General features: G+C 68.0%; 26 protein-coding genes. 13 read left to right on the forward strand and 13 right to left on the reverse strand.

The genetic code is table 11. The features are described 5' to 3' along the window. Window positions 1-139: 139 nt before the first annotated feature. The 7 genes from ACP7AG_RS03820 to cysS form a co-directional block, all read right to left on the reverse strand. Window positions 140-1,066 (reverse strand): glycosyltransferase family 2 protein, encoded by a 927-nt coding sequence (locus ACP7AG_RS03820; protein ID WP_426011167.1) that lies wholly within the window; start codon window positions 1,064-1,066, stop codon window positions 140-142. Then, window positions 1,066-3,048, reverse strand: coding sequence for a threonine--tRNA ligase (gene thrS, locus ACP7AG_RS03825; RefSeq protein WP_426029844.1), 1,983 nt, complete (start codon window positions 3,046-3,048; stop codon window positions 1,066-1,068). The genes ACP7AG_RS03820 and thrS overlap by 1 nt, the downstream gene beginning before the upstream one ends. Then, entirely contained in the window at window positions 3,045-3,299 is a 255-nt protein-coding gene (gene yidD / locus ACP7AG_RS03830) for a membrane protein insertion efficiency factor YidD (RefSeq protein WP_426029845.1), read from the reverse strand. Before yidD ends, thrS begins: the two co-directional genes overlap by 4 nt. A gap of 54 nt (window positions 3,300-3,353) precedes the next feature. Further along, a complete protein-coding gene (locus ACP7AG_RS03835) occupies window positions 3,354-3,815 on the reverse strand; it encodes an iron-sulfur cluster assembly scaffold protein (RefSeq protein WP_426011164.1) in 462 nt (153 codons plus the stop codon). Further along, window positions 3,812-4,279, reverse strand: a complete 468-nt coding sequence (locus ACP7AG_RS03840; protein ID WP_426011163.1) for an SRPBCC family protein — start codon at window positions 4,277-4,279, stop codon at window positions 3,812-3,814. Before ACP7AG_RS03840 ends, ACP7AG_RS03835 begins: the two co-directional genes overlap by 4 nt. 84 nt (window positions 4,280-4,363) lie before the next feature. Beyond that, window positions 4,364-5,125 carry a 3-oxoacyl-ACP reductase gene (locus tag ACP7AG_RS03845; protein ID WP_426029846.1) on the reverse strand — a complete coding sequence of 254 codons (762 nt, stop codon included), beginning with the start codon at window positions 5,123-5,125 and terminating at the stop codon, window positions 4,364-4,366. A gap of 5 nt (window positions 5,126-5,130) precedes the next feature. Then, window positions 5,131-6,519: a cysteine--tRNA ligase gene (gene cysS / locus ACP7AG_RS03850; RefSeq protein WP_426029847.1), complete on the reverse strand. Its 1,389-nt coding sequence runs from the start codon at window positions 6,517-6,519 to the stop codon at window positions 5,131-5,133. Window positions 6,520-6,708: 189 nt separating this feature from the next. Between cysS and folE the strand changes: the two genes are divergently transcribed. The 3 genes from folE to ACP7AG_RS03865 all read left to right on the forward strand — a co-directional run bounded on the left by folE (window position 6,709) and on the right by ACP7AG_RS03865 (window position 9,891). Continuing rightward, entirely contained in the window at window positions 6,709-7,353 is a 645-nt protein-coding gene (gene folE, locus ACP7AG_RS03855) for a GTP cyclohydrolase I FolE (RefSeq protein WP_426029848.1), read from the forward strand. A gap of 111 nt (window positions 7,354-7,464) precedes the next feature. Further along, a complete protein-coding gene (locus ACP7AG_RS03860; protein WP_426029849.1) occupies window positions 7,465-9,306 on the forward strand; it encodes a M14 family metallopeptidase in 1,842 nt (613 codons plus the stop codon). A 183-nt stretch (window positions 9,307-9,489) separates the two neighbouring features. Beyond that, window positions 9,490-9,891 carry an MAPEG family protein gene (locus ACP7AG_RS03865; RefSeq protein WP_426011158.1) on the forward strand — a complete coding sequence of 134 codons (402 nt, stop codon included), beginning with the start codon at window positions 9,490-9,492 and terminating at the stop codon, window positions 9,889-9,891. Between the two features lie 41 nt (window positions 9,892-9,932). Here ACP7AG_RS03865 and ACP7AG_RS03870 read toward each other — a convergent pair whose 3' ends face one another. Beyond that, complete coding sequence (locus ACP7AG_RS03870; protein ID WP_426011157.1) at window positions 9,933-10,610, reverse strand: type 1 glutamine amidotransferase domain-containing protein; 678 nt, start codon at window positions 10,608-10,610, stop codon at window positions 9,933-9,935. Window positions 10,611-10,853: 243 nt separating this feature from the next. Between ACP7AG_RS03870 and ACP7AG_RS03875 the strand changes: the two genes are divergently transcribed. The 3 genes from ACP7AG_RS03875 to ACP7AG_RS03885 are packed head-to-tail and all read left to right on the forward strand — an operon-like array spanning window position 10,854 to window position 13,216. Next, on the forward strand, window positions 10,854-12,185 hold the full coding sequence (locus ACP7AG_RS03875) for a TldD/PmbA family protein (protein WP_426029850.1): 1,332 nt from the start codon (window positions 10,854-10,856) through the stop codon (window positions 12,183-12,185). Further along, window positions 12,182-12,967 carry a 3'(2'),5'-bisphosphate nucleotidase CysQ gene (locus ACP7AG_RS03880; RefSeq protein ID WP_426029851.1) on the forward strand — a complete coding sequence of 262 codons (786 nt, stop codon included), beginning with the start codon at window positions 12,182-12,184 and terminating at the stop codon, window positions 12,965-12,967. Before ACP7AG_RS03875 ends, ACP7AG_RS03880 begins: the two co-directional genes overlap by 4 nt. A gap of 24 nt (window positions 12,968-12,991) precedes the next feature. Further along, window positions 12,992-13,216, forward strand: coding sequence for a DUF4170 domain-containing protein (locus ACP7AG_RS03885; protein ID WP_426011154.1), 225 nt, complete (start codon window positions 12,992-12,994; stop codon window positions 13,214-13,216). Window positions 13,217-13,358: 142 nt separating this feature from the next. Here the strand turns inward: ACP7AG_RS03885 and ACP7AG_RS03890 are convergent, their stop codons facing one another. Beyond that, window positions 13,359-14,054, reverse strand: a complete 696-nt coding sequence (locus ACP7AG_RS03890) for a protein tyrosine phosphatase (protein WP_426011153.1) — start codon at window positions 14,052-14,054, stop codon at window positions 13,359-13,361. A 107-nt stretch (window positions 14,055-14,161) separates the two neighbouring features. Between ACP7AG_RS03890 and ACP7AG_RS03895 the strand changes: the two genes are divergently transcribed. Both ACP7AG_RS03895 and ACP7AG_RS03900 read left to right on the forward strand, forming a co-directional pair. Then, entirely contained in the window at window positions 14,162-15,955 is a 1,794-nt protein-coding gene (locus ACP7AG_RS03895) for an ABC transporter ATP-binding protein (protein ID WP_426011152.1), read from the forward strand. Further along, complete coding sequence (locus tag ACP7AG_RS03900; protein ID WP_426029852.1) at window positions 15,952-16,662, forward strand: lysophospholipid acyltransferase family protein; 711 nt, start codon at window positions 15,952-15,954, stop codon at window positions 16,660-16,662. The genes ACP7AG_RS03895 and ACP7AG_RS03900 overlap by 4 nt, the downstream gene beginning before the upstream one ends. Here ACP7AG_RS03900 and ACP7AG_RS03905 read toward each other — a convergent pair. Beyond that, window positions 16,659-17,231, reverse strand: coding sequence for a hypothetical protein (locus ACP7AG_RS03905; protein ID WP_426029853.1), 573 nt, complete (start codon window positions 17,229-17,231; stop codon window positions 16,659-16,661). The two genes, ACP7AG_RS03900 and ACP7AG_RS03905, sit on opposite strands and share 4 nt — an antisense overlap. Window positions 17,232-17,361: 130 nt before the next feature. Here ACP7AG_RS03905 and ACP7AG_RS03910 point away from each other — a divergent pair, with 130 nt between their 5' ends. The 3 genes from ACP7AG_RS03910 to lpxK are packed head-to-tail and all read left to right on the forward strand — an operon-like array spanning window position 17,362 to window position 20,641. Further along, window positions 17,362-18,372 (forward strand): cation diffusion facilitator family transporter, encoded by a 1,011-nt coding sequence (locus tag ACP7AG_RS03910; RefSeq protein ID WP_426029854.1) that lies wholly within the window; start codon window positions 17,362-17,364, stop codon window positions 18,370-18,372. After that, window positions 18,369-19,637, forward strand: a complete 1,269-nt coding sequence (locus tag ACP7AG_RS03915; protein ID WP_426029855.1) for a 3-deoxy-D-manno-octulosonic acid transferase — start codon at window positions 18,369-18,371, stop codon at window positions 19,635-19,637. Before ACP7AG_RS03910 ends, ACP7AG_RS03915 begins: the two co-directional genes overlap by 4 nt. Then, the gene (gene lpxK, locus ACP7AG_RS03920) at window positions 19,634-20,641 is read left to right on the forward strand and encodes a tetraacyldisaccharide 4'-kinase (protein WP_426029856.1); all 1,008 of its coding nucleotides are present in this window, start codon (window positions 19,634-19,636) and stop codon (window positions 20,639-20,641) included. The genes ACP7AG_RS03915 and lpxK overlap by 4 nt, the downstream gene beginning before the upstream one ends. A 110-nt stretch (window positions 20,642-20,751) precedes the next feature. Here the strand turns inward: lpxK and ACP7AG_RS03925 are convergent, their stop codons facing one another. The 3 genes from ACP7AG_RS03925 to purU form a co-directional block, all read right to left on the reverse strand. After that, window positions 20,752-21,831, reverse strand: coding sequence for a phosphotransferase (locus tag ACP7AG_RS03925; RefSeq protein ID WP_426029857.1), 1,080 nt, complete (start codon window positions 21,829-21,831; stop codon window positions 20,752-20,754). A gap of 231 nt (window positions 21,832-22,062) precedes the next feature. After that, a complete protein-coding gene (purD, locus tag ACP7AG_RS03930; RefSeq protein WP_426029858.1) occupies window positions 22,063-23,349 on the reverse strand; it encodes a phosphoribosylamine--glycine ligase in 1,287 nt (428 codons plus the stop codon). Window positions 23,350-23,629: 280 nt separating this feature from the next. Beyond that, window positions 23,630-24,499, reverse strand: a complete 870-nt coding sequence (purU, locus tag ACP7AG_RS03935) for a formyltetrahydrofolate deformylase (protein WP_426011138.1) — start codon at window positions 24,497-24,499, stop codon at window positions 23,630-23,632. A gap of 277 nt (window positions 24,500-24,776) precedes the next feature. Here purU and ACP7AG_RS03940 point away from each other — a divergent pair, with 277 nt between their 5' ends. Both ACP7AG_RS03940 and ACP7AG_RS03945 read left to right on the forward strand, forming a co-directional pair. Next, window positions 24,777-24,929: a hypothetical protein gene (locus ACP7AG_RS03940; protein ID WP_426029859.1), complete on the forward strand. Its 153-nt coding sequence runs from the start codon at window positions 24,777-24,779 to the stop codon at window positions 24,927-24,929. 119 nt (window positions 24,930-25,048) lie between these two features. Next, window positions 25,049-25,216: a hypothetical protein gene (locus tag ACP7AG_RS03945; RefSeq protein WP_426011135.1), complete on the forward strand. Its 168-nt coding sequence runs from the start codon at window positions 25,049-25,051 to the stop codon at window positions 25,214-25,216. The last annotated feature ends 210 nt before the right edge of the window (window positions 25,217-25,426 follow it).

Below are 25,426 nucleotides of genomic sequence, written 5' to 3' on the forward strand. Positions count from 1 at the left end.
TCCAGGCGGCGGTCGCCAAACCGCCCCAGCAGCAGATCCATCGCCATCTCCCGTCAGATGAACCCAATGAATCAGAGCTCGTCCACTCGCTCAATCGAGATGTGTGAACCTGCTAGCCCGCAAGGGGAGAGGGAAGACCTCAGATCGGCCGGCCCGTCAGCTTCCAGATCAGCGGGCGCGAGACGCTCATCAGCAGGATGGCCGGGGCCAGGATCACCGCGATGATGTAGCGCTGCACCGTGTCGGCGCGCTTGATGAAGTAGCGCGACAGGCCCACGCCCTTGTGGAACTCGACCTTCATCGGGTGTTCCAGGCTGGTGTGGCCCAGATGGATGACCCTGGCGTTAGGCTGAAAAAGCACCTGGCCGCCGGCCTGGCGGGCGCGCCAGCACAGGTCGATGTCCTCGACGTGCAGGAAATAGCCCTCGTCGAAGCCGCCCAGCAGGTCGAAATCGCCGCGCCGCAGGGCGAAACAGGCGCCGGAGATGGTCGGCATCGGGATCGGCGCGTGCGGCACCGGCTCGTTTTCCCGATGGATCTCGAACTTGCTCAAGCCGGGGAAACGCCCGGTCAGGTGGCTAAAACTCAGCAGGGTGGTCACCGGGGTGACTTCGCCGCGACGTCCGCCGCGCTGCTCGGTGCCGTCGGTGTTCATCACCCGAGCGCCGACCAGGGTGGGCGCCGGCTGGCCCTCGAAGGCGGCGACCAGGGCCTCCACGCAATCGGCCTGCAGGTTGGCGTCGGGATTGAGGAAGATGATGTATTCGCCGCGCGCGGTCTCGGCGCCCATGTTGGCGCCCCGCGCGAAGCCGACATTGCCGTGGCCCTGCTGCAGCACGATGCGCGGTTCGGCCAGGCCCAGCGACCGCAGCATCTCGGCCTCGGACGGGGGCGAGCCGTTGTCGATGATGACGAACTCATCGACCAGCGGCTCCTCCAGAACGTACCGGATGCTGTCGGTCAGGGCCTCCCCCGTCTGGTAGACGACCATGACCACGGAGACACGCGGCCCGATCGGCCGCGCACCCGAGACAAAGGTCGACCGGGAAGCAAGAATGCTGTTCATCAGGCCTTAGCCAACTCCGCTGGGCGGGTCACGGCGGCGCGCTGGCGAGCCAGATCGGGCGGGGTGGCCTCTTCGGTCAGCACCGAGACAGCCTCGGCCAGCGACAGCACCCGCTGCCCCTCGCCGCCCAGGCGACGCAGGGCGACCTCTCCATTCTCAGCTTCCTTACGCCCGACCACAGCAATCACCGGAACCTTGGCGAGGCTGTGCTCGCGAATCTTGTAGTTGATCTTCTCGTTACGAAGATCGACCTCTGCGCGAATGCCCATTGAAGTCAACCGATCAGCGACGCCCTGGGCGTAGTCGTCAGCATCCGACGTAATGGTGGCCACGACAACCTGGACCGGCGCCAGCCACAGCGGCAGGTTGCCGGCGTAGTTTTCCAGCAGAATGCCGATAAAACGCTCAAACGAGCCCAGGATCGCTCGGTGCAGCATGACCGGTCGCTGCTTGGAGCCGTCCTCGGCCACGTATTCGGCGCCGAGCCGCTCCGGCAGCACGAAGTCCAGCTGCAGCGTGCCGCACTGCCAGACCCGGCCGATGGCGTCCTTCAGCGAGAACTCCAGCTTGGGGCCGTAGAAGGCGCCTTCGCCCTCTTGCAGCACCAGGGTTTCACCGGCGGCCTCGGCGGCGGCCGAGAGGGCGGCTTCGGCCTTGTCCCAGACCGCGTCGTCACCTGCGCGAAGCTCCGGGCGCGTCGAAAACTTGGTGTCGGCCAGATGCATGCCGAGGTCGCTATAGACGCTGCGCAACAGTTCGATGAAGCGCGCGCTTTCCTCCGTGACCTGCTCTTCGCGGCAGAAGATGTGGGCGTCGTCCTGGGTGAAGGCCCGCACCCGCATGATGCCGTGCATGGCGCCCGACGGCTCGTAGCGGTGGCAGGCCCCGAACTCGGCCATGCGCAGCGGCAGCTCGCGATAGCTCTTCTGGCCGACATTGAAGATCTGGATGTGGCCGGGGCAGTTCATCGGCTTGACGGCCAAGACCTCGCCCTCGGCGGTTTCGCACATGAACATGGCGTGGCCGAACTTCTCGGCGTGGCCCGAACGCTCCCACAGGCTCTTGTCGAGGATCTGCGGCGTCTTGACCTCGCGATAGCCCGCCGCGTCCAGCCGGCGGCGCATATAGGCCTCCAGCGCCAGGTACAGCGTCCAGCCCTTGGGGTGCCAGAACACCATGCCCTTGCCCTCTTCCTGGATGTGGAAAAGGTCCATGGTGCGGCCCAGCTTGCGGTGGTCGCGCCGCTCGGCTTCCTCGATGCGCAGCAGATAGGCCGCCAGATCGGCGTCGGAGGCCCACGAGGTGCCGTAGATGCGCTGCAGCTGGGCGTTGTTCTGATCGCCGCGCCAATAGGCGCCGGCCAGCTTGGTCAGTTTGAAGGCCTTGCCGACATGCTTGGTCGACGGCAGGTGGGGACCGCGGCACAGGTCTTTCCAGGTGGGGCCCTGGTGATAGACCGTGATCGTGTCGCTGGCCGGCAGGTCGCGGATGATCTGGGCCTTGTAGGTCTCGCCCTTGGACTCGAAGTCGGCGATGGCCACGTCGCGATCGACCTCCTCGCGGCGAATCTTCTCGTCGCGATCGACGATCTGGCGCATGCGGGCCTCGATCGTCGCCAGGTCGTCCAGGCTGAACGGCTCGTCGCGGGCAAAATCGTAGAAGAACCCGTCCTCGATATTGGGGCCGATCGTCACCTGGGTGCCGGGGAACAGCTCCTGCACGGCCTCGGCCATCACGTGGGCGGTGTCATGGCGGATGATCTCAAGCGCCTCGGGCGCCTCGCGCGTGATGATCTCAAAGCGGTTTCCGCCGCCCAGCAGATCGGGCGTCAGCGGACGATCCAGGTCCAGCAGCACGCCGTCCAGCTTTATAACGAGGGCCTTCTTCTCCAGCGACTTGGAGATCGAGGCGGCCACGTCGCGGCCCGTCGATCCGTCAGCATATTGGCGGGCCGAGCCGTCGGGGAAAATCAGGTCGATCATTCTTCACATTTCCACTTGCGCGGCCCAGTCGGCGGAGGCGGCGGGTCGAACCCCGAGCCGCCAAACGGATTGCATCGGCAAATCCGTCCCACCGCGAGCCAGGACCCCTTGAAGGGTCCGTGATCCTTGAGCGCCTGGGCCGCGTATTCCGAGCAGGTCGGCAGATACCGGCACTGACGCCCGATGAAGGGCGAGAGCGTCGTCTTGTAGGCCTTCAGGCCCAGGTCGACGGTGCGTTCATAGAAGGTCATGCCGGCGGTTTCGCGAACGGAGTCGGGTCCTTATCGACTAGCGAAAAGACCCGATCAAGCGGCGCCGGCGCGGCGAGTTCGGGTTTGGTCGGCGGCTGTGGCTGTACGGACAGCCTCGACTGCGGCTTCGAACGCCAAAAGCGTCGAGGCGTGACGGGCGGGATAGTCCTTGACCGGCTCCAGCACGGCGAGCTCCGAAAATCGGCCTGCGGGGGGCGAACCGTTCGACTTCAGCATAGCGCGCAAGGCGTCGCGGGCCAACTCGATCTCGGAAAGATCCGCGCCGACCACCTGGGCGCCCAGGATCGCTGCCGAGGCCTGGCCCAGGGCGCAGGCGGTGACATCCTGGGCGAAGTCGGACACGCGACCGTCTGCCACCGTCACATCGACGATGATTCGGCTGCCGCACAGCTTGGCGGTCTTTTCGCTGCTGGCGTCCGGCGCGGCCAGGCGGCCGGCGCGCGGCATGTTGGCCACCAGGCCCAGGATTCGCGCCGAATAGAGGTCGTCGATCATGATGCTGAGATGGGGGTCTTCTGGCGTTCCGACCAGAGGGCCTCGACATGATCGCGCAAGGCCTCGCCCATGATCGTGAACGCCGCCCGCAGCCGCCTGCGCTCGTCCCGGCTGACGAAGCGGACCAGCGGGCCGATGAACAGCTCGCCGTTGGAGAAGATGGCGTTTTCCTCGCCCTTCTTGTCGATCTCGATATAGCGGATCGCGGTGACGAAGCCCTTCAGCCGCTTGGTACGCCAGTGGAGCTGCTCGTAGGGCACCCAGTCCTGGACGATCGGCGTCAGGATGTCGGTCCCGCTCTCGGTGACGAACGCCGTGGTCAGGGTCGTGCCGATCCGCATCTCGCCCTCGATGCGCGGATGGACGGGGTTCCAGGCGCCCCAGGTCGCGAAGTCGGAAATCACTTCCCAGACCAGGTCGGCGGGGGCTTGCACCCCGATGCGATGTTCTACGGCGCGTTGCATGGGTCGAAATCCGGCTCTCTGGTCATTCTCATTTTCCGCTCATCCCGGCGAATGCCGGGATGAGCGATTTATTATGAGTGTAATCTAGTCCCGCACCAGTCCCCCATCCACCACCAGGTTCTGGCCGGTGATCGCGCGGCTCCAGGGCGAGGCGAAGAACAGCACGGCGTCGGCGAACTCGGCGGGCGTGGTCACCCGGCGCAGCGGCGTGCTCTGGGCGATCAGGTCGAAGATCGCCTCGGGCGTGGCGGCGCTGGCGTCGGTGGTGCGCAGCAGGCCGCCCGACAGCATGTTGACGGTGATCCCGCCGGGGCCGAGGTCGGCGGCCGCCGTGCGGGTCAGCGACAGCAGGGCGGCCTTGGCGGCGGTGTAGTCGTGATAGGGCACCACCGGGTTCTGGAACAGGTTGGTGCCGATATTGATCACCCGGCCAAAGCCGGCGTTCTCCATGGCCGGGGCGGTGGCCTGGATGAGGTTTAGCGAGCCGCGCAGCGAGACGTTCAGCTGGCTCTGGAAATCCTCCCACGGGATCGTCTGCAGGGTGTGGCGGCCATCGCCATTGAAGCTGAAGTCGCCCAGGGCGTTGTTGACCACCGTGGTGACGTGGCTTCCGAAGTGCTCGGCGGCGTCATTGACCAGGCGGCGAACCGCGTCGCGGTCGCTGACGTCGGCCTGGAGAGCCAAGGCCGCGTCGCCAAGTTCCTCGGCGAGCGCCAGGGCCGCAGCCTCGCTGCGGCGATAGTTGATGACCACCGAGGCGCCCTGATCCGCGAAGGCCCGGGCGATGGCGGCGCCCAGGCCCCGGCCGCCGCCGGAGACCAGGACGATCTGTTCGTCAATGTTCACGCCGATCAGTCCTTCATCCGCCACGTCGCCCCGGCCGGACCGTCCATGACGACCACGCCCAGGGCGTCGATCTCGGCGCGGATGGCGTCGGCGGCGGTCCAGTCCTTGGCGGTGCGGGCGGCGATGCGGCGGGCCAGCAGGTCCTCGACCTTGGCCTTGAGGTCATCGTCGGCGTCGCCCTCGAACCAGGCGTCGGGGTCGGTCTGCAGGAAGCCCAGCAGGCCGGCCGAGGCCAGCAGACGACCCTTGTTGGCGGCGATCGCGGGCTCGTCGCCGGCCGTCACGGCGCGCTCGATGGCGCTGGACAACTCGAAGAAGCCCGACACCGCCAGGGGGGTGTTGAGATCGTCGGACAGGGCCGCCATCACCTCGTCCGAAGGCTCGGACTCGCCGGCCTCCACCGTCTTGGCCCGGCGCAGGGCGCCGTACAGTCGGTCGAGCGCCTTGCGGCTCTGCTCGATCAGCTCCGGCGTCCAGTCCAGCGGCTGGCGGTAATGGCCCGACAGCAGCGCCCAGCGGATCACTTCGCCCGGCGTGGTCTGCAACAGCTCATGCGGGATGATCACATTGCCCAGGCTCTTGGACATTTTCTCGCCGGCCATGTCCAAGAAGCCGTTGTGCAGCCAATAGCTCGCCAACACTGGCAGGTCGTGGGCGCAGCGGCTCTGGGCCAGCTCATTCTCGTGGTGCGGGAAGGCCAGGTCGATGCCGCCGCCATGGATGTCGATGGTCTGGCCCAGGGCCTTGTCGATCATCGCCGAGCATTCGATGTGCCAGCCGGGGCGACCGGGGCCAAACGCGCTGTGCCAGACCGGCTCGTTTTCCTTGGACGGTTTCCACAGCACGAAGTCGGCGGGGTGGCGCTTGTAGGGCGCGACCTCGACCCGGGCGCCGGCGATCATGTCATCCATGTTTCGGCCTGACAGCTGGCCGTAGTCGGGGAAGGCCTGGGTGTCGAACAGCACATGGCCCTCGGCGGCGTAGGCCGCTCCCTTGGCCACCAGCTGGCCGATCATCTCGAGGATCGCGGCCATGTGCTCGGTGGCCTTGGGCTCAAGCGTCGGCGGCAGGGTCAGCAGGCCGGCGGCGTCGGCGTGGTAGGAGGCCAGGTAGCGGTCGGTGATGACCTTGATATCCACGCCCTCGGCCGTGGCTTTGGCGTTGATCTTGTCGTCCACGTCGGTGACGTTGCGGGCATAGACCACCGCCTCGTCGCCATAGACATGGCGCAGCAGACGGAACAGCACGTCGAACACCACGACAGGCCGGAAATTGCCGATATGAGCGTGGTTATAGACCGTGGGCCCGCAGACATACATCGTCACCCGGCTCGGATCGGCGGGGACGAAGTCGCGCTTTTCGCGCGTCATGGTGTCGTGGAGCTTGAGAGTCATGGGAAAGAAGGTCGCCTGACGTAACGGGAGGGTGTTGCCGGAGTTTGTGTGCGTCCCATATAGCTATCTGAGCGTTTTGGAACCACGCCCTTGATGGGCGCCGACACGCCTTCATACGGGTGGCACGCGTAATTCCGGGGCGAAGGGCGCTCCGGCGCAACTCAGCCCGTGGAAAGAAACCTTCCGAACATGGATGCCGTGACCCCCACAAAGACCCTCCTCGAACAGTGCAGCTGCGCTGCGGACGATCTCGACCGGATAGAGGGGCGCCCCTCCCGCGAACAGGCCATGGCGGCCGTCCGCACCCTGCTGGCCTGGGCCGGCGACAATCCCGACCGCGAAGGCCTGCTTGATACGCCGCAACGCGTGGTCGACGCCTATGGCGAATGGTTCGCCGGCTATCAGGGCGATCCCGCCAAGGCGCTGAGCCGCACCTTCGAGGACGTGCAGGGCTATGACGACATGGTCATGCTGCGCGGCATCGAGGTGCAGAGCCATTGCGAACACCACATGGCCCCGTTCCTGGGCAAGGCCTGGGTGGCCTATATGCCGACTGGCAAGGTCGTGGGCCTGTCCAAGCTGGCCCGGCTGGTCGAGATCTTCGCCAAGCGCCTCCAGACTCAGGAGACCATGACCATGCAGATCACCGACGCCATCGAGGACCACCTGTCGGCCGCTGGCGTGGCCGTGCTGATCGACGCCGAGCACCAGTGCATGAGCACCCGCGGCGTCCACCACCACGACGTCTCGACCATCACCACCCAGTTTCGCGGCGTGTTCAAGACCGACAAGGTGTTGCAGCAGCGGTTCATGGACCTGGTGACGCGGAAATAGGGTTGGGGACATGCACTTGTGCGTGTCCCCATGAAGCCCTGCGTCGGTTGGGGACACGCACAAGTGCATGTCCCCGCATCGGCTCGGGCAGCGGCGCCCGAAGGGGGAATAATGTGGAAAACAGGTCTGGCGGCGGTCGCCGTCGCGATGACGGCGGGCGTGACGATGGCTGAAACTCCAAAAGCCCCCTGGGAGTCCGATATCCTCCCGCCCGCCCTAGCCTGGCATGGGGCCAGCGAGACGCTGATCGCCAAGCCGTCCGACCCGTGGATCACGCCCTCGGAGCTGACCGGCCTGACCGCCTCTCCCAACTATGCCGAGACCCGCGCCTGGCTGGAAAAGCTCGACACGGCCTCGCCGCTGATCCGCATGGAAAGCTTTGGCCAGTCGCCGGAAGGTCGTGACCTGCTGGTGGTGTTCGTCAGCAAGGACGGCGCGGCCTTCGATCCCGAGAAGCCGGTGCTGCTGGTCCAGGCTGGCATCCATCCGGGCGAGATCGACGGCAAGGACGCCGGCATGATGCTGCTGCGCGACATCGCCTTCGGAAGGGGGGCCTTCCCCGCCAAGGACGCCCTGCTCGATAAGGTCAACCTGGTCTTCGTGCCAATTTTCAGCGTCGATGGCCATGAGCGCGCGTCGCCCTACAGCCGTCCCAACCAGCGCGGCCCGGTGGTTCAGGGCTGGCGCCACACCGCCCAGAACCTCAATCTCAACCGCGACTACGGCAAGCTCGACTCGCCGGAGATGCGGGCGATGATCACGCTGATCGGCAAGGTGAAGCCCGATCTCTACATGGACATCCACGTCACCGACGGCGAGGACTACCAGTACGACATCACCTATGGCTGGGCCGGCTACAGGGGCGACTTCGCACGCTCGAAGGCGACCTCGGCCTGGCTCGACAACAGCTTCCTGCCGGCTACGGCGGCGGGTCTGAAGGCGGCGGGCCACATCCCCGGCCAACTGGTCTTCGCGCTCGATGAGCGGGATCCGAAGAAGGGCCTGGGCGCCTCGCCGGCGTCGCTTCGCTATTCCAACGGCTATGGCGACGCCGCCCACATCGCCACGGTGCTGGTCGAGAACCATTCGCTCAAGCCCTACCGCCAGCGGGTGCTGGGGACCTATGTGCTGCTGGAGGAGGCCCTGAAACTGCTGGCCCGCGACGGCGCCGCCTTGCGGGCCGCCGAGCTTGCGGACCGCGCCGCGCGCCCCGCCGTGGTCAAGGCCAATTTCGGGGCCGATTTCGGGGGCGGCGGCAAGCCGCTGCGCATCGAGAGCTTCCTGGGCGTGCAGTTCGAGACCTATGTCTCGCCCGCCTCGGGCCACCAGGAGGTGCGGTGGCTGGGCAAGCCCGATCCCGTGCCCTGGTCGTTGCCGCTCTACACCACCCAGCCGGCCCTCGACCTGACCCCGGCCAAGGCCTACTGGATTTCCTCGGCCAAGCCCGAGATCATCGAACGCCTGCGCATCCACGGCGTGGCGATGGAGGCCCTGGCGGCGCCCCGGACGGTGTCGGTGGACATGATCCGCTTCACCGCCCCCAAGCTCGCGACCCGCGCCAATGAGGGCCATGTCGAGCTCACCGCCGGCCCGGTCACCCACGAGACTCGCACCGTCACCTTTCCGACCGGCTCGGTCCGCGTCTCGACCGACCAGCCGCTCGGCGAGATGGTCACCCTGCTGCTTGAGCCGGAAAGCGATGAGAGCTTCTTCGCCTGGGGCATGTTCCCCGAAGTGCTGCAGCGCGTCGAATATATCGAGGGCTACGCCATCGCCCCGCTCGCCGAGAAGATGCTGACCGCCGATCCGGCGCTGAAGGCGCAGTTCGAGGCCAAGCTGGCCGCCGACCCAAAGTTCGCCGCCGATCCCGACGCCCGGCTGGGGTGGTTCTACGCGCGGACGCCCTATTACGACGACCACTACCGGCTCTATCCAGTCGGGCGAGAACTCTAGCCGGGGACATGCCCGTGCGGCGTGTCCCCAACCGAGATCCGCGCGCCCGCGGGGGACACGCCGCAAAGGCATGTCCCCGTCTTGGACGGCCCTCGGTCGCCCGCCCGACGATCCGGCTTGCCAGCTTCGTCGAACGCTGAGCCTTATGCGGCCACGCTAGACCAAGTCTCACGAGTACGCCCGATGGACACCGTCGCTTCCGGTCACGCCGCCGCCCTGTGGGTCGGCCTGCATGTCTTCCTGCTGCTGACCCTGTCGCTGCTGGTCGTGCGGCTGCGCCAGAAACACAAGGTGGCCCTGGGCGACGAGGGCATTCCGGAGCTGGCCCGCGCCATCCGCGCCTTTGGCAACGCCAGCGAATATGTCCCCGTTGGCCTGGCGGCGATCATCACCCTGGCCCTGGTCGGCGCCCCGCCCCTGGCCATCCACGTGGTGGGACTGATGCTGTTCGCCGGCCGGCTGATCCATGCCGTGGGCCTGTCCAACAGTGGCGGCGCCTCGGTTCCGCGCGCCCTGGGCATGATCTGCACCTGGGTGGCCTATATCTTCGCCGCCGTGGCCCTGCTGTTCTACGCCATCGGATGAGCTGTCGCGGGCCAGGCGCCAGCGCCCGGCCCGCAGCGCGCCTAGGCCAAGTGCTTGAGCAGCGCCAAGGCGGCCGGCCCCGATGAGGCGGGGTTCTGGCCGGTGATCAGCAGGCCGTCTTCCACCACGTAGGGCGCCCAGTCGTCGCCCTTGGTGTAGAGGCCGCCGTTTTGCTTGAGGCTGTCCTCGACCAGGAACGGCACGATCTTCGTCAATTGCACGGCGTCTTCCTCGGTATTGGTGAAGCCGGTGACGGTCTTGCCCTCGACCAGCGGCTTGCCGTCCGGCGTCTTGACGTCGCGCAGCACGCCTGGGGCGTGGCAGACCAGGGCCACCGGCTTACCGGCCTGAATCGCGGCCTCGATCAAGTCGATCGACACCTTGTCATTGGCCAGGTCCCACAGCGGGCCGTGGCCGCCCGGATAGAACACCGCGTCATGATCGGCGACGACGACCGTCGACAGCTTGACAGTGGCGGCCAGGGCCGCCGTGGCCTCGGCGTCGGCCTTGAACCGGCGGGTGTCGTCGGTCTGGGCGTCGGGCTCGTCGCTCTTGGGGTCGAGCGGCGGCTGGCCGCCCAGCGGCGAGGCCAGGGTCAGCTGGGCCCCGGCGTCCTTGAAGACATAATAGGGGGCGGCCAGTTCCTCGAGCCAGAAGCCCGTCTTCTTGCCGGTGTCGCCCAGCGTGTCGTGCGAGGTCAGGACGATCAGGATCTTCATGGCGTTTATCCGGGGTGCAATCCGCGAGGATCTAGGGTTGGGCGGGTCGGGGCATAATGGTGGGCGCGAGGACAGGGCCGCTCCGCGTCAACCGTCATATAATGCTCGCTCCCGGCCATCGAACCGCCGAGAGGGCAAATAAATCGCCGTCCCGAGCCCGACCGCATGCCGCGCGACGCCAGGTCGCGCTGACCAGGCCGCCAATGCCTTGCCCCCGCCCCGCCGCCTCGTCCATAAGACCCCATGGACGAAAACCTGTTGCAAGACGTGCTCGCCGACGCCCGCAAAGCCGGCGCCGACGCCGCCGAGGCTGTGTTCGCGCAGCGCCAATCCCTTTCCGTCGGCGTTCGCCTGAGCGAACTGGAAGAGGTGGAGCGCGAGGAATCCCGCGACATCGGCCTGCGGGTCTTCATCGGCCAGCAGAGCGCGACGGTGTCGGGCTCCGACATCTCGGCCGAGGGCCGCGCCAAGCTGATCGACCGGGCCGTGGCGATGGCCCGCCTGGCCCCCGAGGATCAATATGCCGCCCTGGCCCCGGCCGAGCGCCTGGCACGCGGGCCGTTCCGCGACCTGGACCTCTACGACCCGACCGAGCCTACGGCCGAGACCCTGGAGACCCAGGCTCGCGAGGCCGAGGCCGCCGCCCGCGCCGTGGCGGGCGTGACCAATTCCGACGGCGGCTCGTCATCCTGGAGCGCCTCGACCTGGCGGCTGGTGACCACCGAGGGCTTTTCCGGCCTGCACCAGGCCAGCGGCTTTGGCGTCAGCGCCTCGGCCATCGCCGGCGAGGGCGCGCTTATGGAGCGCGGCGGCGAAGGCCGCTCGACCCGACACGCCAGTGACCTGCCGACCCCGGAAAGCATCGGGACCAAGGCTGGCGAGTCGGCCGTCGCCAAGCTGAACCCGCGCAAGATCGCCTCGACCACCGCCCCGGTGATCTTCGAGAACCGCCTGGCCATCTCGCTGCTCAGCCCGCTGATCGGCGCGATCTCCGGCCCGTCGATCGCCCGCGGCACATCGTTCCTGAAGGACAGGCTGGGAAAGGCGATCTTCGCCAAGGGCGTCAATCTGCTCGACGATCCGTTCCGGATGCGCGGCCTGGGCTCCGCCCCGTTCGACGACGAGGGGGTGGCCTGCGAGGCGCGCGCCCTGATCGACGACGGCGTGCTGACCACCTGGATCCTGAACATTGGCTCGGCCAAGCAACTGGGCCTGCAGAGCACCGGCCACGCCTCGCGCGGCCTGGCCGGCCCCTCGGGCGTCTCGACCCATAACCTGACCCTGCAGCCGGGAACCCGCGACATGGCCGGGCTGATGGCCGACGCCGGCACGGGCCTGCTGGTCACCTCGATGTTCGGCCCCTCGCTGAACGGCAATACCGGCGACTGGTCGGTGGGCTGCTCCGGCTTCTGGTTCGAGAACGGGGTCTCGACCGGCCCGGTCACCGAGATCACCGTGGCCGGCAACCTGATCGACATCTATGCCCGCCTGGTCGTCGGTTCCGACCTGGAGCTGCGCGGGGCCAGCAACAGCCCGTCGCTGCTGGTCGACGGCCTGGCCATCGCCGGCAAATGACGGATCTGGATCTGATCCTCGAGGCCGCGCGCGAAGCCGGAGCCCTGGCGGTTTCGGCCCGCGAGAAGGGCCTTAAGGTCTGGTCCAAGGCGGGCGGCTCGCCGGTCACCGACGCCGACCTGGCGGTGGACGCCCTATTGAAGGAGCGCCTGATGACGGCTCGGCCCGGCTACGGCTGGCTGTCGGAGGAAACCGCCGACGATCCGGCCCGCTTGGCGACGATGCGACAGTTCGTGGTCGATCCGATCGACGGCACGGCGGCCTATCTGAAGGGCAAGCCGTGGTTCTCGGTGTCGATCGCTGTCGTGGAGGGCGGTAAGCCCGTGGCCAGCGTCGTCCTGGCTCCGGCCCTGGACGAGACCTACGCCGCCGCAGTCGGCGAAGGGGCCACCCTGAACGGCGCGCCCATCAAGCCTAGCGCCGCCACGCAGCTCGACGGCGCGGCCATGCTGGGCGACGCCAAGATGTTCGCCTATCCCGGCTGGCCCGAGCCCTGGCCGGCCATGCGGATCGAGAGCCGCAACTCGATCGCCTATCGCATCTGCCTGGTGGCCTGCGGCGACTTCGACGCCGCCATCGCCCTGTCGTCCAAGAACGAGTGGGACCTGGCGGCCGGCGACCTTATCTGCGCCGAGGCTGGGGCGGTGCTGGTCGATCATAAGGGCCGCGGCTTCACCTATAACCGCCCCAATCCGCTGCTTCCGAGCGTGGTTTGCGCCAATAAGCCGCTTGCCCCGTTGATCCTGTCTCGCGTCGGGCATATCGACCTGCAACAACGATAACCTCCGCGCAGGACATTCCACCCCATGAGCGACAAGCAGCTTCTTCACCTGGTCATCGGCGGTGAACTGAAAGACGTTTCGGGCGCCGAGTTTCGCGACCTGTCCAAGGTCGAGTTCGTCGGCGCCTATGCCAGCTATGCCGACGCGCACGCCGCCTGGAAGGCCAAGGCCCAGGCGACCGTCGACAACGCCCACGCCCGGTACTTCATCATCCACGCCCACAAGTTGCTGGACCCGAGCCTGGGCTGATAATTCCTCCCCCTGTGGGGAGGCGATCGCGAAGCGATCGGTGGGGGGAGTTTAGGGTCGATCGACCCGAATGCGGCAGAGGTCGTATCACTCTCCCCGCCGCCGGCTTCGCCGACACCTCCCCCACAGGGGGAGGACTTACCTACTCCCGCCGCAAGATCCTCTCCGTGACGATCCCGCCGATCATCCCCGACCGGAAGTCGGCCTTCATCGCCACCGGGTCATATTCCGGGCTCTCCACCCACTGGGTGAAGGTCAGACCCTTCGGCGCTGCGTCCGTCAGATAGCGCTCGAACACATAGTCCAGCACCCCCGTCTTGCCCTGCTTGATGTGCAGGTACTTCAAGGAGAGCTGCTCGCGCGCCTCTTCGATCGGCAGGCCGAGGCGATAGTGGGCATAGAGCACGCTCATGATCCCCGCCCGGTCCGCGCCCGACTTGCAGTGCATCAGGGCCGGATATTCGATACTCTGGAACAGGTCGCGGGCGCCCAGCACCCGCTCCTTGATCGGCACTTCGCGCGAGGTGATGACGAAATCGACCATCTTCAGCCCAAGCTGCTCGCAGGCATATTTTTCGAGCGCGTAGAAGCTGCCGTCGAACCCGCCGCGCAGGTTGATGACGGTCTTGATCCCCTTGGCCTTCCATTCCGCCAGTTGGTGCGGCCAGGGCTGGTTGGTGCGCACCAGCTCGGGGCTGATCCAGTGGTCGTTCTTGAAGCCGAGACGCAGATAGGCGTGGTCGTTCCACAGATAGTGGAGATAGGTGCGAAACCGCCCCCAGCGGGTGGTCGTGTCGTAGCCGGGCAAACGGGCGATCCTTCGGTGAAGGCCCCTCATTAGGAGCAACAGCCCTGTAATGCAAAAGCCACAGGGACGCACGCCCGCCGCACTGGCCCGCCATGGTCACGCTTGACACCATGGCCACGAAATCCGACCCCTGCCCCATGACCGACCCCGTCGCGCCGCAAGCCAGCAACCGCGCCCTCGCCGCGCGGATCTGGCGCGAGTATCTCAAGCCCCGCCGCAATCGGCTGACGGTGGCCCTGGTCAGCGCCGCGATCATCGCCGGCCTGAGCGCCGCCCTGGTCGAGGTGCTCAAGCCCGCCGTCGATCAGCTGATCACCCACCCACAGCCCGGCGCCCTGGTGCGCATTCCGCTGCTGATCGCCGCGATCGCCATCGCCCGCGGCCTGTTCCAGGTGCTGCAAACCACCTCGATCAACCGTATCGGCAACGGCGTGGTCGGCGACATGCAGGTGCGATTGTTCGGTAGGCTGGTCCGCTCGGACTTGGCCCGGCTGCGCGGCGCCCATTCGGGCTCCTATGTCTCGTCGATGCTGTATGACGCCACCCTGATCCGCGAGGCGGCGACCAGCGGCGTGGTCAATTACACCCGCGAATTCCTGACCGTGATCGGCACCCTGGTGGTGATGTTCCGGCTGGACTGGATGTTGGCGGCCGGCGTGCTGATCATCGCCCCCGTCGCCAGCCTGTTCATCCGGCGGTTCTCCAGAAAGACCACCAAGGCCGCCAAGGGCGCCATGGGCGAGACCTCCAACCTGTCGACGGCGATCATGGAAAGCCTGGACGGCGTCAAGATCGTCAAGATGGAGAACCGCGAGGCCTATGAGGAAGGCCGCGTGGCCGCCGTGGTCGAGCGCCGCCAGCGTCATCTGATCAAGGGCTCCAACGCCAAGGCCATGGCGGCCCCGGCTACCGAGACGTTCGGCGCCCTGATCACCGCGGCGGTGTTCGCCTATGCCGGTTGGCGAGCGGCCACGGGCGGCATGACCGCCGGGGTGTTCACCGCCTTCATCGCGGCCCTGGCCATGGCCCTGCAGTCGCTGCGCCAGGTCGCCAACCTGCAGACGGTGTTCAGCGAGGGTCTCACCGCCGCCCGCCGGCTTTTCGAGTCGCTGGACGTCGAGCCCGCCATCATTGATCCGTCCGACGCCAAGGCCCTGCCGGCCGGCGACGCGACCATCGTCTTCGACCAGGTCAGCTTCGCCTATGGCGCCAACGCCCCGGCCCTGCACGACGTGTCGATCAGCGCCAAGCGCGGAGAAACCGTCGCCCTGGTCGGCCCGTCGGGCGGCGGCAAGAGCTCGCTGCTCAACCTGATCCCGCGGTTCTACGACGTCACCGCCGGGACGGTGACCATCGACGGTCATGACGTGCGCGACGTGACCTTGGAGTCCCTGCGCGACCGCATCGCCCTGGTCACCCAGGAGCCGTTCCTGTTCGACGACACCATCCGCGCCAATATCGCCTATGCCCGGCCCAGCGCCGCCGAAGACGAGATCGAGGCCGCAGCCCGCCAGGCGGCGGCGCACGACTTCATCCTGGAACTGCCGCTGGGCTACGACACGATCGTCGGCGAGGCCGGGGCGCGGTTGTCGGGCGGCCAGCGCCAGCGCATCGCCATCGCCCGCGCCTTCCTGAAGGACGCCCCGATCCTGCTGCTGGACGAGGCGACCAGCGCGCTCGACACCGAGAGCGAGGCCCAGGTCCAGGCGGCGCTGGAGCGGCTGATGGCTGGCCGCACCACCATGCTGATCGCCCACCGCCTGTCGACGGTGAAGGGCGCCGACCGCATCTATGTCATCGACCGGGGCCGGGTGGTCGAGACCGGCGCCCACGCAGAGCTGGTGCGCCACAAGGGCCTCTATGCGCGCCTGGCCAAGGCCCAGGACCTGGACCATCTGCCGCCCGGCCCGGCAGAGGAAGCCTCCGCTTGAGGCCGCTGCGCTCACGCTGGGTCATGACGGCCATGACCAATCTGATGGTCGGCTATCTGCGGCTGACCTACGCCACCCTGCGTTGGACCCATGAGAACCGGCCGCTGGCCGAAAAGGTCTGGGCCGACAGCCTGGCCTCGAACACCGGCGCGATCCTGGCCCTGTGGCACTCGCGGGTGCCAGTGGGGCCGACCGCCTGGCCGCAGGGACCCGACAAGCCGGAAATCCGGGTGCTGGTCTCGCAGTCGCGCGACGGCGAGTTCATCGCCCGGGTGATCGCCAAGCTGGGCTTGCCCGCGATTCGCGGCTCATCGCTGAAGAAGACCGACACCGCCAAGAACAAGGGCGGCGAGCAAGCTTTCCGCGACATGGTAAAGTGGGTGCGCGACGGCGGGGCCATGGCCATCACCCCCGACGGCCCGCGCGGTCCGGTCGAGGACCTGCAGAAGGGCGCCGTCGCCCTGGCCCGGGTGACCGGCGCGCCGGTGCTGTTCGTCGGCATCGCCATGAAGCCCTGCATCCGGCTCAACACCTGGGACCGCACCATCATCCCCCTGCCGTTCGCCAAGGCCGCCATGGTCTGGGACGGCCCCGCCACGGCCGGCCGAGACGACGATCCCGACGCCCAGGCCGCGGCCTGGGGGGGCCGGCTGTCTGCGGTGTCGCGCCGGGCGGAGGTGTTGGTGGGCGAGACCGGCGCGGTCTAAGCGCCGCACGCCCAGCGACCGGTGAAGACGCGGCTGGCGCCGTCGGCCCGCTGGAAGGTCAGGGTCGCCGGACGGGGCGGAGATTCGCCGCCGCCGGTGGGCGGTCCGGTCAGGGCGATCCGGATCGTCTTACCCGCGCCATTGAACACCGCGCCCTTCAGCATTCCGTCGAAGCCGCCGGGGGCGGCGATTCGCTCGACCGAGTCGCCAACCTTGACCAGACCCAGGGCGGCGTCCTTCGAGGCGACATTGCCCTTGGCCACCACCAGGGGCGAGCCCGTCTCCGTGTAAAAGCCGCAGGCGAGTTCGCCATCCAGAGGCTCGGCCTCCAGGTCGGCGTCCGACAGGGCCGACAGCTGGATCGCCGATCCGTCGCCGCCGACAGTGGCGCTCTCCGGCGCGGCGGCGGGCGTGACGGGCGTCGGGGCCGCTGGGGTCTCGACGGCGCTGGGCGCCGCCTTAGGCGCGGGGGTCGCGCTGTCCGCCGGACCCGGATCAGAGCAAGCGCTCAGCGCGCAGGCCAAGAGGATGGCCGCCCAAACCCGGGGCCGTACGCGAAGTCCTGCCATGGTCGAAGTCTCCGATAGACATCACTACGTGCCGCGCCCGCCGCGGTTCCGTGTCGACGCCAGGACGGGCAAAGCGCCGAACTGCAAGGCTGGCCGTTGATCCGCCCCGCCCTTGGTGGGAGAAGACCCCATGTCGAACCCGCACGATCACGATCACACTCACGATCATCACGACCATGATCACCACGATCATGACCAGGCTCATTCGAATGACTCACACCACGGCCACAGCCATGGCCCTGGCCCTGGCGGGCACAGCCATGCGCCCAAGGACTTTGGCATGGCCTTCGCGGTCGGCGCGACCCTGAACATCGGCTTCGTGATCGCCGAGACCGTCGCCGGCCTGATGACCCATTCCCTGGCCCTGCTGGCCGACGCCGGCCACAATCTGTCGGACGTGCTGGGCCTGTTCATGGCCTGGGGCGCGGTGATCCTGGCCAAGCGCGCTCCGTCGGGGCGCCGCACCTATGGCCTGCGCAAGGGCACGATCCTGGCGTCTCTGACCAACGCCGTCTTCCTGCTGGTGGCGGTGGGGGCCATTGCCTGGGAGGCCGCCCGCCGCTTCGCCGATCCGCAGCCGATCCAGGCTGGCCCGGTGATGATCGTCGCCGCCATCGGCATCGTCATCAACACCGCCACGGCCCTGATGTTCATGCGCGGCTCCAAGGACGACCTCAACATCCGCGGGGCCTTCCTGCACATGGCCGCCGACGCCGGGGTCTCGGCCGGAGTGGTTGTCGCCGCCCTGGTCATGTGGAAGACCGGCTGGCTGTGGTTGGACCCGGTGGTCAGCCTGGGCATCGTGGTGGTGATCGTGCTGGGCACCTGGAGCCTGCTGCGCGACAGCCTGGACCTGGCCCTGGACGCCGCCCCGCGCGGGATTGACGTGAGGGCGGTCAAGACCTGGCTGGCCGGCCGGCCCGGCGTCAGCGAGGTGCACGACCTGCACATCTGGGCGATGAGCACCACCGAGACCGCCATGACCGCCCATCTGGTCCGGCCGGAAAACCCCGACAACGACCAGTTCCTGCACGATGTCTGCGGCGAGATGGCGAGCCGCTTCAAGATCGGCCATGTCACGATCCAGGTGGAACAGGGCGGTGTCGCCACCTGCCATCTGGCCAGCGCAGACGCGGTGTGAGCCTTCCCCTCTCCCTGACCCTCTACCGCGCGGCCACCACCGCGCTGGAACCGCTCGCGCCTCTGCTGCTGGAGCGCCGCGCCAAGGCCGGCAAGGAAGACCGCGCCCGGCTGAACGAGCGCCTGGGACGGCCGACCAAGCCGCGCCCGGCTGGTCCGCTGGTCTGGCTGCACGGCGCCAGCGTCGGCGAGAGCCTGTCGATCCTGCCGCTGGTCGAGCGTCTCCGCGCCGAGCGGCCGGACGTCGCGGTGCTGGTGACCTCGGGCACCGTGACCTCGGCCGAACTCCTGGCCCGCCGCCTGCCGGCCGGCGCGGTCCACCAATATCTGCCGGTCGACACCCCTGGCGGCGCGCGGCGCTTCCTCGACCATTGGCGGCCCGACCTGGCGGTGTTCGTCGAGAGCGAGCTGTGGCCCAACCTGCTGCTTGCCGCCAAGGCGCGCGGCGTGACGCTGGCCCTGGTCTCGGCCAAGCTTTCGGACAAGAGTTACAAGCGCTGGCAGGCGCGGCCGTTCGCGGCCGGGCGGCTGCTGGGCGGCTTTGACTTGATCCTCGCCCAAGACGGCCGGGCCGCCGAGCGCCTGACCAGCCTGGGTGGCATGGTCGGCGGCGAGGCCGATCTGAAATTTGGCGCCGCGCCGCTACCGGCGGACAAGACCGTGCTGGCCGACCTGCGCGCCCGGCTGGGCGACCGGCCCCTGCTGCTGGCCGCCAGCACCCATCCGGGCGAGGACGAGATCGTGCTGGCGGCCTGGCGCGCCCTGTCGCCCCGTCCCCGGCTGGTGATCGCCCCGCGCCATGTCGAGCGGGGGCCGGCCATCCTCGAGATCGCCCGCCCCACCGGGGCCTCGGCCGCCCTGCTCAGCGCCGAGCCCGAGGCGACCGCCGACATCATCGTCGCCGACACCTTGGGCGAGTTGGGCCTGTGGTACCGCCTGGCCGACCTGGCCTTGGTGGCCGGCAGCCTGGTCCCCGGGATCGGCGGCCACAACCCGCTGGAGCCGGCGCGGCTGGACTGCCCGATCGTCTCCGGCCCCCATGTCGAGAACTGGCTGACCGCCTATGCCGACCTGCGGGCGGTGGACGGCGCGGCCTTCGCCGACGCCCCGGTGCTGGGCGAACGCCTGGGTCGGATGCTGGCCGAACCCGAGATCGTCAAGCTGCGGGCGACCCGCGCCCAGGCCTTCGTGACCGGCCGCGACGCCGAGGCCCGCGCTGGCCTCGACCGTATCCTGGCGCTGCTGCCCACGCGGGCCGCGCCATGAAGCTTTCCACCCCCCGCTGGTGGTACCTCCGCGAGGGCGCGCCCAGTCCGGTCACTCGTCTGCTGCTGACGCCGCTGTCATGGATCTGGGCCGCCCAGACCGCCAAGCGGATCGCCCGCGCCACGCCGCGCAGCGCCGACTGCGCGGTGATCTGCGTCGGCAATTTCACGGTCGGCGGGGTAGGCAAGACGCCCGTGGTTCGCGAGCTGCTGCTGACCCTGACCAAGCGCGGCCGCCGCGCCCACGGGCTGTCGCGCGGCTATGGCGGCAAGCTGAACGGACCGGTCCAGGTCGATCGCGCCCGCCACACCGCCGTCGAGGTCGGCGACGAGCCGCTGATGCTGGCCCAGGACTTTCCCATCTGGGTGTCGCGCGACCGGGTGGCTGGAGCGCGCAAGGCCGCGGCCTCGGGGGCCGAGGTGGTGGTGATGGACGACGGCCACCAGAACCCCGATCTGCGCAAGACCCTGTCGCTGGTGGTGGTCGACGGCGAGACCCGCGAGGACGAATGGCCGTTCGGCGACGGCAAGGTGTTTCCCGCCGGGCCGATGCGCGAGCCGCTGAAGGTCAGTTTGGCGCGCACCGACGCGGTGATCGTGCTGCTGCCCGACGACCTGCCGGCCGCTGATCCGGACCTGCTGGCGCTGTTTGGCGACACTCCGGTGCTGATCGCCCGACTGGAGCCGGCCGCCCCGCCGCCCACGGGCCGGCAGGTCGGTTTCGCGGGGATCGGCAAGCCGTGGAAGGTCGAGCGAGCGCTGAAGGCCGCCGGCTGCCACCTGGTGGATTTCGCGCCCTATCCCGATCACGGCAACTACGACGAGGCGACGCTGCAGTTCCTGGCCGAACGCGCGGCGACCTACAGCGCCGGCCTGGTGACGACCGAGAAGGACTGGGTGCGGTTGCCTCAGGCCTGGCGGGACCGGGTGACGCCCTGGCCTGTGCGGGCGCGGTTCGAGGACGAGGCGGCGTTGGGGCGGTTGCTGGAGAAGGCGGGGCTCTAGGTCCTCCCTCTGTGGGGGAGGTGTCGGCGAAGCCGACGGTGGGGGGAGTGATCGGATGATGGCCACAACCCGGATCGAAGACCCTAAAAATCCCCCCACCGATCCTGTTTTTAGGCCCCCGCCTTCTGCGCGAACGCCCACGCGCCGCGCGCCAGCACCGGCACCCGGGCCTCCATCAGTTCCGCATGGGCGCTGGCCGCCGTGCCGTCGCGCACCCGACCGACGATGCCCTGGCAGATCCCCGCCAGGCGGAACAGGTTGTAGCTGAAATACCAATCGAGGTTCGGCAGACCGTCGCGGCCCGTGGCCTTGCAGTATTGGGCGACGGCCTCGTCGATGGTCGGCACGCCATAGGCGGTCAGGTCCTGGATCTCGGCCAGGCCGCCCCGCTGGTCGGACGGCATCACCCAGTTCATCAGGAAATAGCTGAAATCGGCCAACGGGTTGCCCAGGGTCGACAGCTCCCAGTCCAACACCGCGATCACTCGGGGCTGCGTGGGGTGCAGGATCATGTTGTCGAGGCGATAATCGCCATGGACGATCGAGGTCATGTCGTCGGCCGGGGCGCTGGTCGGCAGGAAGGCGATCAGCCGGTCCACGTCCTCGATCGAACGGGTTTCGCTGGCTTTGTACTGCTTGGTCCAGCGGTCGATCTGGCGGGTGAAGTAGTTTCCCGGCTTGCCGTAGTCGGCCAGGCCGACGGCTGCGTAGTCGATAGTGTGCAAGGCGGCCAGGGTCTCGATCTGCGCCTCATAGATCGCCCGGCGCTCGGCGGGCTGGTAGTCGGGCAGCGTGCCGTCCCACAGGATCCGGCCTTCCACATTGTCCATCACGTAGAAGATGGTGCCGATCACCGCCTCGTCCATGCAGAGGGCGTAGGCCTTGGCGACCGGGAACTTGGCCTTGCCCAGGCCCGAGATCACCTTGAACTCGCGGTCGACGGCGTGGGCGCTGGGCAAGAGCTTGCCGGGCGGCTTGCGGCGCAGGACGTACTTCTTCGCAGGCGTGATCAACTGATAGGTCGGGTTGGATTGGCCGCCCTTGAACTGGCGGACCTCCAGAGGACCCTGGTAGCCCGCCACATTGGCCTCCAGCCAGGTCGCCAGCCGGACCTCGTCGATGGCGTGGCGCGGATCGACGGGCTTGGTCCCCGAGTTCAGGTCCTGGGCGGTCTGTTCGGCCACGGCCATGCGCTAACTCCCCAACGCTTGTTTGAACCGGAGTTTAGAGGGTGGCGCCGTGGGTGCAAGCTTGGATAAGCGGCGTCTAGAGCATTTTTCGAGCGAAGTGGTTCCGGTTCGCGTGAAGAAAAATGCGTCAAAACAAAAGATTAGAGCTCACGGCATGACGCAGTCAGGTCGGGAAATGCTCTAGAGACAGGGACAGGCGCATGCGCCTGTCCCCGTCTGCAGGCTCGGCGGTCAGGAATGCTGGCTCAGCGCCCGCCAGCCGATGTCGGTGCGATAGAAACCGCCCTCCAGCGACACCGTGCCCAGCGCCGCATAGGCCACATCCCGCGCCTCATGCAGCGTCGCGCCAAGGGCGCAGACATTCAGCACCCGGCCGCCGGACGCCACCAGCCGGCCGTCCGCGTCGCGCGTCGTGCCGGCGTGGAAGATCACGGCCTCGCCGCCAAATTCGCTGTCGGCGCCCTGGATCAGACCGCCGGACACCGGCGCTTCGGGATAGCCCTCGGCGGCCAGCACCACGCAGATTGCCGCCTCCTCGCGCCAGACCGGCGGGGCGGCGCCCGCCAGCTCGCCCTTGGCGGCGGCCAGCAACAGCGGCACGAGGTCGCTTTCCAGCCGCAGCATCAGGGTCTGGCATTCGGGGTCGCCGAAGCGGGCGTTGTATTCGACCAGCTTGGGGCCCGTCTCGGTGAGCATCAGCCCGGCATAGAGAACGCCGACATAGGGACAGCCCTCTGCGGCCATGCCCTCGACGGTCGGGACGACCAACTCACGCCAGGCTTGCTCGACCAGGGCGTTGGTCAGCACGGGCGGTGGGGAATAGGTCCCCATGCCGCCGGTATTGGGGCCCGTATCGCCGTCATAGGCCCGCTTATGGTCCTGGGCCGCGCCGAACAACAGGGCGGTCCTGCCGTCGCAGATGGCGAACAGCGAGGCCTCCTCGCCGTGCATGAATTCCTCGATCACCACCCGCGTCCCGGCCGAGCCGAAGCGGCCGCCCAGCATGTCGAGCACGGCGGCGTCGGCCTCGGTACGATCGGCGGCGATCACCACGCCCTTGCCGGCCGCCAGGCCGTCGGCCTTGATGACGAACGGCGCGGTCAGGGTGTCGAGAAACGTCCCGGCCGAGACCGCGTCGGTGAACACCCCATAGGCCGCCGTGGGCAAGCCGTAGCGGGCGCAGAAATCCTTGGTGAAGGCCTTGGACGTCTCCAGCCGCGCCGCCTGGGCGCTACCGCCGAAACAGGGGACACCAATCTCGGCCAGCTGGTCGGCCAAACCGACCTCCAGCGCCGATTCCGGGCCCACGACCACCAGGTCGGCGGCGATCTCCTGGGCCAGGGCGACCAGGCCCTCGACATCGGTGACCTTGAGGTTTCGCAGCTCGGCGACGGCCTCGATCCCCGGATTGCCCGGCGCGGCCACCAGCCGTCCGCACAGCGGCGACTGAGCGATCTTCCAGGCCAGGGCGTGCTCGCGCCCGCCCGACCCGACGAGCAGAATGGTCAGCTTTTCCATGAGGCCGGGGTGTGGAACCAGAGGGCCACGAGGTCAAGGCCGCGCTGACTGCAGAGCCTGGAGTCGCGCCCCCCCCCCGGGGTCTGGCGGCTGGTGATGGAGAGCGGCGGCGAGGTGGTGACCAGTCGAACCTATCGGGACGACCTGTTGCGGCGGTTGCGGCGGTTGGGGCGTAAGGGCGTATTGAGAATTTGGCGCTTCATCGCAGCAGAATGGCTATGGCGGCGGAAGTCCACAACCGCGGCGCCTGGCTGCCACGCCCAGCCGCCGCGCCGTCTCCCTAGGCGAACACCACCGTCTTCACCCCGGCGATCAGCACGCGGTGCTCGACGTGCCAGGTCACGGCGCGGGCCAGGACGGCGCACTCTACGTCACGGCCCAGCGTGACCAGGTCGTCGGGCGCGTGGCTGTGGTCTACACGGTGGACGCCCTGTTCGATTATCGGGCCTTCGTCCAGGTCGGTGGTCACATAGTGGGCCGTGGCCCCGATGATCTTCACGCCGCGCTCGAAGGCTTGGTGGTAGGGCTTGGCGCCCTTGAAGCTGGGGAGGAACGAGTGGTGAATGTTGATGCACCGCCCCGACAGCCTCGCACAAAGGGCGGGCGACAGGATCTGCATGTAGCGGGCCAGCACCACCAGATCGACGGCCAGGTCGTCGACGAGCTGGAGGAAGGCGTCTTCCTGTTCGGCCTTGTTGGTCTTGGTGGTCGGGAGGTGGAAATAGGGCAGTCCGCTCCACTCGGTGAACGAGCGCATGTCCTCGTGGTTGGAGACCACGCCGACGATCTCGACCGGCAGCAGGCCCGCTCGCCAGCGGTGCAGCAGGTCGAACAGGCAGTGGCCGAACTTGGAGACTGCGATCAGCACCTTGGGCTTGGCGCCCGTGTCGTGCAGGGCCCAGATCATGCCGAAGCGTTTGGCGATCAGCTCAAAGCCCTGGCGCAGCGCGCCGATCCCCGGCATGTCGCCGTCGGGACGGAACACCGTGCGCATGTAGAACTGGTCGGCCAAGCTGTCGTTGAAGTGGCTGCTCTCGACGATAGAGGCGTCGTTATCGGCCAAGAAGCCGGACACGGCCGCCACGACGCCCTTACGATCAGGGCATTGCAGGATCAGTATATAGCGGTCGGCGGCGGTCTGGTCGTTCATGACACGGTCCTAGAGCATCGCGCGGAAAAGTGGCCACCGGTTTTCCGCAAAAGCGATGCGAAAACAAAAGTCTAGAGCAAGCCGTGCGATTCCTATATCGCGCGGCTCGCTCTAGTCGACCTGGGTCGCGCGCGGCAACAACCATTGTCCTCATGGATCATACACCAGGAAAACGCGTCGCGATCCAGACAATGGCCAGGCGGCGCTCGAGGCCATTGGCCAGGAGCCCTTCGACCTGGTGCCTGGCGGTCGAGTTTAACGCGGCGTCTCGGTCGAGGTGTGGATCGAGAACAGCGGGCCGGTCGAGGTGCTGCCGCCCGCCTGCGCGGCCGAATATCTAGGCTTCGCCGAGGCGGTCGCGCTGACGGCCGACCCCGATACGCCGCCGGACGCCCACCAGCCGCAGATCAAGACACTGGAACACGCGTGATGTGGACGGGCGGCTGTAGCGGCCGCCCTTTTCACGGCTTCGACAAGTTGGTCATGGGATCGTCACCGGCTGTCGCGTAGTCTTCACCGGATCGCGACGCCGCCGACCTCGGGAAATCCATGAAGCCCCCCATCAAACGCCTGGCCGACCTCAAGCCCGCCTCCGCCCCGGCCAAGGCCTATGCCCGGCCCACGCCGATGGTGACCCGGCGCAAGAGCGGCAAGGTCCTGACCGACGCCGAGCGCGCGGCCTTCCTGGCCTCGCGGCAGGATCTGGTTTCGAAATAGCGACACGATCGGGGGGCCGAGACTTGAACCGCCCAGCCCCTTCCCGAACCGCCCGCGTCGGCGAGGCCGCGCCTTAAAACCTTGATGGCGAGCTTGCTCTGGCGTCTGGCCGTGTCAAGGACCGCCTCTGGCGGCCGCGTCGCGGCGGCGCGGAGCGCCGGGCGTGTCATCGGGAGGCGGCAGCGGGACCGGACACCAAGGGGAAAAGGC

This window comes from Caulobacter sp. DWP3-1-3b2 (genome assembly GCF_049896325.1).
GTDB lineage: Bacteria > Pseudomonadota > Alphaproteobacteria > Caulobacterales > Caulobacteraceae > Caulobacter.